The sequence below is a fragment of the Streptomyces sp. NPDC005866 genome, from assembly GCF_040629895.1.
Classification (GTDB): Bacteria; Actinomycetota; Actinomycetes; order Streptomycetales; family Streptomycetaceae; genus Streptomyces.
On record NZ_JBEXWP010000016.1, the window covers coordinates 177,738 to 184,785 of the forward strand.

5 protein-coding genes are annotated in these 7,048 nt (G+C 71.7%); 2 read left to right on the top strand and 3 right to left on the bottom strand.

What is annotated here, in order from left to right; all coding sequences use genetic code 11:
* Positions 1–34: 34 nt before the first annotated feature.
* Entirely contained in the window at positions 35–1,186 is a 1,152-nt protein-coding gene (gene glgA / locus ABZ396_RS24070) for a glycogen synthase (RefSeq protein ID WP_358917000.1), read from the bottom strand.
* A 38-nt stretch (positions 1,187–1,224) separates the two neighbouring features.
* Entirely contained in the window at positions 1,225–1,992 is a 768-nt protein-coding gene (locus tag ABZ396_RS24075; protein WP_359185784.1) for a (2Fe-2S)-binding protein, read from the bottom strand.
* 231 nt (positions 1,993–2,223) lie between these two features.
* Here ABZ396_RS24075 and ABZ396_RS24080 point away from each other — a divergent pair, with 231 nt between their 5' ends.
* Entirely contained in the window at positions 2,224–3,546 is a 1,323-nt protein-coding gene (locus tag ABZ396_RS24080; protein ID WP_358926784.1) for a DMT family transporter, read from the top strand.
* Here the strand turns inward: ABZ396_RS24080 and ABZ396_RS24085 are convergent.
* Positions 3,536–4,705 carry a transglycosylase family protein gene (locus tag ABZ396_RS24085; protein ID WP_358926785.1) on the bottom strand — a complete coding sequence of 390 codons (1,170 nt, stop codon included), beginning with the start codon at positions 4,703–4,705 and terminating at the stop codon, positions 3,536–3,538. The genes ABZ396_RS24080 and ABZ396_RS24085 overlap by 11 nt on opposite strands.
* Before the next feature lie 363 nt (positions 4,706–5,068).
* Between ABZ396_RS24085 and gndA the strand changes: the two genes are divergently transcribed.
* Complete coding sequence (gene gndA, locus ABZ396_RS24090) at positions 5,069–6,508, top strand: NADP-dependent phosphogluconate dehydrogenase (RefSeq protein WP_358926786.1); 1,440 nt, start codon at positions 5,069–5,071, stop codon at positions 6,506–6,508.
* Positions 6,509–7,048 lie beyond the last annotated feature (540 nt).

The following is a 7,048-nucleotide window of genomic DNA, read 5'->3' on the forward strand; positions in this document are numbered from 1 at the left end:
GCTTGAAGATCTCCTTGCGGAGACGGCCTGTTTGTCACGCCTGCTTGAGGATCCCCTCGTAGAGCCGGACCGTGCGCCGGGCCACCGCGTCCCAGCCGAACTCCCCCACGGCGCGCTCCCGTCCGGCCTCGCCCATCCGCCGGGCCGTCTCCCGGTCGCCGACGACGGCGTCCAGCGCCCGGGCCAGGCCCGCCTCGAAGTCGTCGTCGAGGTCGACCAGCAGTCCCGTCTTGCCGTCCTCGACGACCTCCGGGATACCGCCGACCCGGGACGCCACCACGGGCGTGCCACAGGCCATCGCCTCCAGGTTGACGATGCCGAGCGGTTCGTAGACCGAGGGGCAGGCGAACACGGCGGCGTGGGTGAGAAGTTGGATGACGTCCGCGCGGGGCAGCATCTGCGGGATCCAGTGCACGCCCTCGCGGACCCGGCTCAGCTCCTCGAAGAGCTCGCGGAACTCCCGGTCGATCTCCGGGGTGTCGGGCGCGCCGGCGCACAGCACGACCTGCACCCCGGGGTCGATCCCCCGTACGGCGCGCAGAAGATGGGGCACGCCCTTCTGGCGGGTGATACGGCCGACGAACAGCACGTAGGGGCGGCCCGTGTCGACACCGATCCGGGCGAGGACGTCGGTTCCGCGGTCCGGTTGGTAGAGGGCGGTGTCGATGCCGTTGTGCACGACGTGGACCCTCGCCGGGTCCAGGGCGGGGTAGCAGCCGAGGATGTCCGCGCGCATGGCCCCGGAGACCGCGATCACCGCGTCGGCGGCCTCGATCGCGCTGCGCTCGGCCCAGCTGGACAGAGCGTATCCGCCGCCCAGTTGCTCGGCCTTCCAGGGGCGCAGCGGCTCCAGCGAATGCGCGGTCACCACGTGCGGGACGCCGTACAGCAGTTTGGCCACATGGCCGGCGAGGTTGGCGTACCAGGTGTGGGAGTGCACAAGTTCGCGGCCTTCGAGGCCGGCGGCCATGGCGAGGTCCACGGAGAAGGTGCGCAGCGCGTCGTTGGCGGTGTCAAGGGCGGTCCAGGGGCGGTGCCGGACGACGCCGACCCCGCGGCCCTCGCCCCAGCAGTGCACCTCCAGGTCGACCAGGGGCCGCAACTCCCTGGCGAGGAACTCCACATGAACACCCGCACCGCCGTACACGTCCGGAGGGTACTCCCGGGTCAGCAGTCCGACTCGCACCCGCAACCCCCTGGTCTCCACCGCCGGTTGTTCCATGGTCACCCAGATGCGGCCCGCGGGGAAGAGCCCGGTGGTTGTGTGAAACAACAGTCACCGCAGACCCCGCCGCCCGGTACCCGGTAGTAGAGACAGCAGCTGCGGCGCCGGAAGGCCGGGCCGGTGCGCAGGCCGGTGGCGCTGAGCAGGGGGTGCGTGAAGAGAGCGGCGGCAAGGGCGCGGGTCCGGTTCGCGACCTCGGTGCGGCCCTCCGCGCGCGCCCAGCGGTCCAGCTCGCGGGCGGCACCGGCCAGCGCGGAGCCCGCGTTGCCCCACAGCAGGCCGGCGGCGACACCGTAGCGGGCCCGCAGGGCCTCCCCCAGGGGTTCGAGATGGCCGTGGACGACGGCATCCGCGAGCGTGGCCGGTCCGGCGGCCCCGGGCAGCGCGCGCACCTCGGTGAGCCAGAGGTCGTCGGGGGCGGTGGCGGCGGCGTCCCAGCGGAGCAGGCGGGGGTCGAGGTCGGGGAGGCGGCCGTACCGGGCGGCGCAGCCCAGGGCGACCGACCAGAGCCGGGCGGACAGCGCCTGGTGGGCGATGGAGGCGGCGACCCGGGGCTCGGGGGTGCGAAGTCGGTCCGCCACTACCCCGACACGGAAAGTTAGGTTATTTCCGTAAACATCCGATGTGAATTTTTTATACGCCTTTGCCAGGCTCGGCAGCTCGGCGATCCGCGCCGCCTCCCGGTCTCCGGCCGCCGATCGGAGCGTCCGCAGAACGAAGAAGCCGCCGAGCGGCCGGAGCGCGGCGAGATCGGGGTCCAGGTCCACGATCAGCAGTAGTACCAGGCTCCTTAGGCTTCCGGCCCTTCGGGCCTCCGCCCGGCGGCCCCCACCCTGGGGATGATCAGAGTCATCCCCTACTCCATCGGTAGTACGACGCATTCGGTGCTCAGGTACGACGACGGGGAGCGTCCGGGCGGGCAGAGTGTTGCTCATGGAAGCCGACCGTTCACCGTGCGGAGCCGCCCTGCGGCTCGGACAGACGCAAGGGAGCCCTGAATGAGTTCCCTCGCGTTGTCCGTGTTGCTGTCCTTGGTCTCCGCTGTCGCCTACGCCGGCGGAGCGATCGTGCAGGAGCAGGTCGCGGTCACCTCCCCCGGCGAGCAGTACGCGCCGCTGCGCCGCCCGAGTTGGTGGGGGGCGATGGCGCTCAACGGCCTCGGTGGCCTGCTGCACGTCGTGGCACTGGCCTACGGCCCGCTCAGCCTGGTCCAGCCGCTGGGCGCGCTCACCATCGTGTTCGCGCTGCCCATGGCGGCCCTGTTCGTCGGCCGCAAGGCGGGGTCCACCGCCTGGCGGGGGGCGATCATGGCCACCGTGGGTCTGGCCGGTCTGCTCTCCCTGGTGGGCTCCACCGACTCGCACACCCTGGACGCCGCCGGGCGGACCGGGGTCGCGCTGGTCACCGGCGGTGCGGTCGTCACGCTGCTGATCGCGGGCCGGGCCGCGCACCGGCACCCGGCGGTGCGCAGTGTGCTGCTCGCCGTCGCGTCCGGCATAGCCTTCGGCATGTCCTCGGTGTTCACCAAGGTCGTGGCGATCGACTGGCACGGCGGGATCGCCCTGTCCGACCTGCTCTGGCTGGTCGTGATCGGCGTCTACGCCCTCGCCGGCGTCCTGATCTCCCAGGCCGCCTACCGCGGCGGCGGCCTCGCCGCGCCGCTGGCCACGCTGACGGTGGTCAACCCGGTGCTGGCCGCCGCGGTCGGCATCACGATGTTCGACGAGACGTTCCGCTACGGCGCGATGGGCACCGTGCTGGCGCTGGCCTGCGGTGTGGTGGCGACGGGCGGCCTGATCCTGCTGACGACCGAACGCATCGAGCGCACACCGCACCCGGCGGGGCCGGCACCGAAGCCCGAGGCGCCGCGCGAGCCGCTGGTCGAGGCACTCGTGGCACTGACGGAAGCGGGCCTGGCGCAAGCCGGGCTCGGGGAGACGGACCTGGCGCAAGCCGGGCTCGCGGAGACGGACCTGGCGCAAGCCGGGCTCGCGGAGACGGACCTGGCGAAAGACGGGCTCGCGGAATCGGGCCTGGCGCAACCGGGACTCGCGGGGACGGATCTCGCGCAAGCCGGGCTCGCGGAAGCGGACCTCGCGAAAGCCGGGCTCGCGGAGACGGGTCTGGCGGGAGTGCGGTCGGCGGGCGGCGGAGTCCTCTCCGGGCCGGCGGGCGGCGGAGTCCTCTCCGGGCCGGCACTGGCCGAGATGCCCCAGCAGCGCACCACGTCCGTGACGGACGTGGCCGACGTCCTGCTTCCCGCCGTCGGCTACGTGCAGGGCCCGGTGCTGGACCGGCACCGGATGTGGGTCAAATCCTGACGCCGCCGGCCCGGAGATAGGCGACCGGGTCGATGTCCGTGCCGAAACCGGGCCCCGTCCGCACTTCGAAGTGCAGATGCGGGCCCGTGACGTTTCCGGTGGCGCCCGAGCGGCCGATCCGCTGGCCCGTGGACACGCTCTGCCCGGCCCGCACGGAGATGGCCGACAGATGGGCGTACTGGGTGTAGCGGCGGTCGGCGTGCCGGATCACCACCTGGTAGCCGTACGAACCGCCCCAGCCGGCCGTGACGACCTGCCCGGCCTCGACCGCCTTGACCGAGGTGCCGGTGGGTGCGAGGAAGTCGACGCCGGTGTGGTAGCCCTTCGACCAGTGCGACCCGGACGCGTGATACGGCGTACCGATCGCGGCGTCGACCGGGGCGACGAACGAGTGACCGCTGTGCGAGGGGGCCTTCTTCGTCCCGGCCTCGGGCTTGGCCCCGGTCTTCGTCGTGGCCTTCTTGGCAGCCGCCTTCTTCTTCGCCGGCGATTCGGACGTGGCGGTCCCGGCGGCCTGGCCCGTCATGCTCAGCCGCTGGCCGGGGATGATCAGGTCGGGGTCGGAGCCGACCGTCGCGCGGTTGGCCTCGTACAGCCGGTGCCAGCCGCCGGTGACGTCGTGTTCCTCGGCTATCCCGGAGAGCGTGTCGCCGTGTACCACGGTGTACATCGCGGCCTTGCCGGCCCGGGACTGCGGAGTGGTCTGCGGCTGTACGTCCCGTACCGAACTCTTGGCGGGTCGGGTGCCGGCGCTCTCGGTGTGCACGTCCGGTGTGCCGCCGCCACGGGTGAGCCCGGCCCGGACCGAGCACACGGGCCAGGCGCCTGGCCCCTGGCCGTCGACGACCTTCTCGGCCACGGCGATCTGCTGGTCCTTGGTGGCGAGGTCGGCGTGCGGCGCGTATCGGGTGCCGCCGTAGGCCTCCCAGGTGGACTGGGTGAACTGGAGCCCGCCGTAGTAGCCGTTGCCGGTGTTGATGCCCCAGTCGCCGCTGGACTCGCAGGCGGCGACCTTGTCCCAGTTGGACACCGAGGCCGCGTCTGCGCTCCCGGCGGCGGCGAGCGGGAGCGCCAGCCCTGCACCGCCCGCCGTGACGGTGAGCGAGGCGCGGTTGATCCTGTTCGGCTGGTACCGGCGGTGCCGGCCGCGTTCGGCCATGTCTCAGATCCCCCTCGCCACGCGCGTCAGGAAGGCCAAAACTAAGCGTCCCGAACAGGCCATGACAAGACAGCAATCAGCCGCCTCTCGCCCCCCGGGTGTACGGCCGTCCGCCAGGAAGGGACGTGGAGCGAAGCGGAATTGACGCACCGTCAGCCACGGGTCTGCGCAGCGCACCGCAAGGCGCCTCGCGAAGCGTCTGGCGAGAGTACTGAGATGTCGGCCCCTGTGGTCCGTATCTGCAAGTGCGGCCGGTCGAACGGCGAGTCAGGATGGCCTTTGGGCAATACTGGCGGGCATGAGGGGCGGCAGCATCCCTTGCACGTTCTACGGGATCGACTTGATCTTTGAGGAGCAGGCGGTATGAGCACTTCGGCGCAGATCGGCGTCACGGGTCTCGCGGTCATGGGCCGCAACCTCGCCCGGAACTTCGCGCGCAACGGCTACACGGTGGCGTTGCACAACCGCACGGTGGCGCGGACCCGCGCCCTGGTGGAGGAGTTCGGGGACGAGGGCGACTTCATCGCGGCCGAGACCGCCAAGGAGTTCGTGGAGGCGCTGGAGCGGCCCCGCCGGCTTGTCGTCATGGTCAAGGCCGGTGACCCGACGGACGCGGTGATCGAGGAGTTCGCACCGCTCCTGGAGCCCGGCGACATGATCATCGACGGCGGCAACGCGCACTTCGCGGACACCCGTCGCCGTGAGAAGGCACTGCGCGAGCAGGGCATCCACTTCGTCGGCATGGGCGTCTCCGGCGGCGAGGAGGGCGCGCTGCACGGGCCGAGCATCATGCCGGGCGGGCCGAAGGAGTCGTACGACTCGCTGGGCCCGATGCTGGAGAAGATCTCGGCGAAGGCGAAGGACGGCGCGCCCTGCGTGACACACATCGGTCCCGACGGCGCCGGGCACTTCGTGAAGATGGTGCACAACGGCATCGAGTACGCCGACATGCAGCTGATCGGCGAGGCGTACCAACTGCTGCGCGATGTCGCCGGGTACTCCCCCGCGCAGATCGCGGACATCTTCCGCACGTGGAACACGGGCCGGCTCGACTCGTACCTGATCGAGATCACGGCCGAAGTGCTGGCGCACGTGGACCCGGCGACCGGCGAGCCGTTCGTGGACGTGGTCGTGGACCAGGCGGAGCAGAAGGGCACCGGCCGCTGGACCGTACAGATCGCGCTCGACCTGGGCGTGCCGGTGTCGGGGATCGCCGAGGCGGTCTTCGCCCGCTCGCTGTCGGGCCACGCGGACCTGCGGGCGGCCTCGCGCGGGCTGGCGGGGCCGAAGCCGACGGCGCTGTCCGAGTCGGAGGCGGCGGCCTTCGCCGACCGGGTGGAGCAGGCGCTGTACGCGTCGAAGATCGTGTCCTACACGCAGGGCTTCCACGAGATCGCCGCGGGCAGCGAGGAGTACGACTGGGACATCGACCTCGGTGCGGTGTCCTCGATCTGGCGGGGCGGCTGCATCATCCGGGCGGCGTTCCTGGACCGCATCCGGGAGGCCTACGACGCGCGGGCCGATCTGCCGAGCCTGCTGTCCGACGAGACGTTCGCCCGGGAGATCGCCGAGGCGCAGGACGACTGGCGCGAGGTGATCATGGCGGCGACCCGGGAGGGGGTCGCGGTGCCCGGCTTCTCGGCGGCGCTGGCGTACTACGACGCGCTGCGGGCTGAGCGGTTGCCTGCGGCGCTCACGCAGGGGCAGCGGGACTTCTTCGGGGCGCACACGTATCGGAGGGTGGACCGGGAGGGGGCGTTCCACACGCTGTGGGGCGGGGACCGCAGCGAGGTCACTGCGTAGGCCTGGCCGTTGTGGGGTGCGGGTGAGGTGCGGGTTTGCGCAGTTCCCCGCGCCCCCGGTTGCGCTGAGCTAGCTGAGCTAGTCGGCCGGTGCCGGTCCGCTGTGGATTGCGCGGTTCCCCGCGCCCCTGAATTCGGGCTGAGCTTGTCTGTCGGGTGCCCGTCCGTGGTGTTTGCGCAGTTCCCCGCGCCCCTGAATTCGGGCTGAGCTCGTCTGTCGGGTGCCCGTCCGTGGTGTTTGCGCGGTTCCCCGCGCCCCTGAGTTCGGGCTGAGCTTGTCTGTCGGGTACCCGTCCGTGGTCGTTTGCGCACTTCCCCGCGCCCCCCGGTTTGCGGCCGAGCCGGTTGGCCGGGTGCCGGTCCGCTGTGGATTGCGCAGTTCCCCGCGCCCCTGAGTTCGGGCTGAGCTTGTCTGTCGGGTGCCGGTCCGTGGTCGTTTGCGCAGTTCCCCGCGCCCCCCGGTTTGCGGCCGAGCCGGTTGGCCGGGTGCCGGTCCGCTGTGGATTGCGCAGTTCCCCGCGCCCCTGAGTTCGGGCTGAGC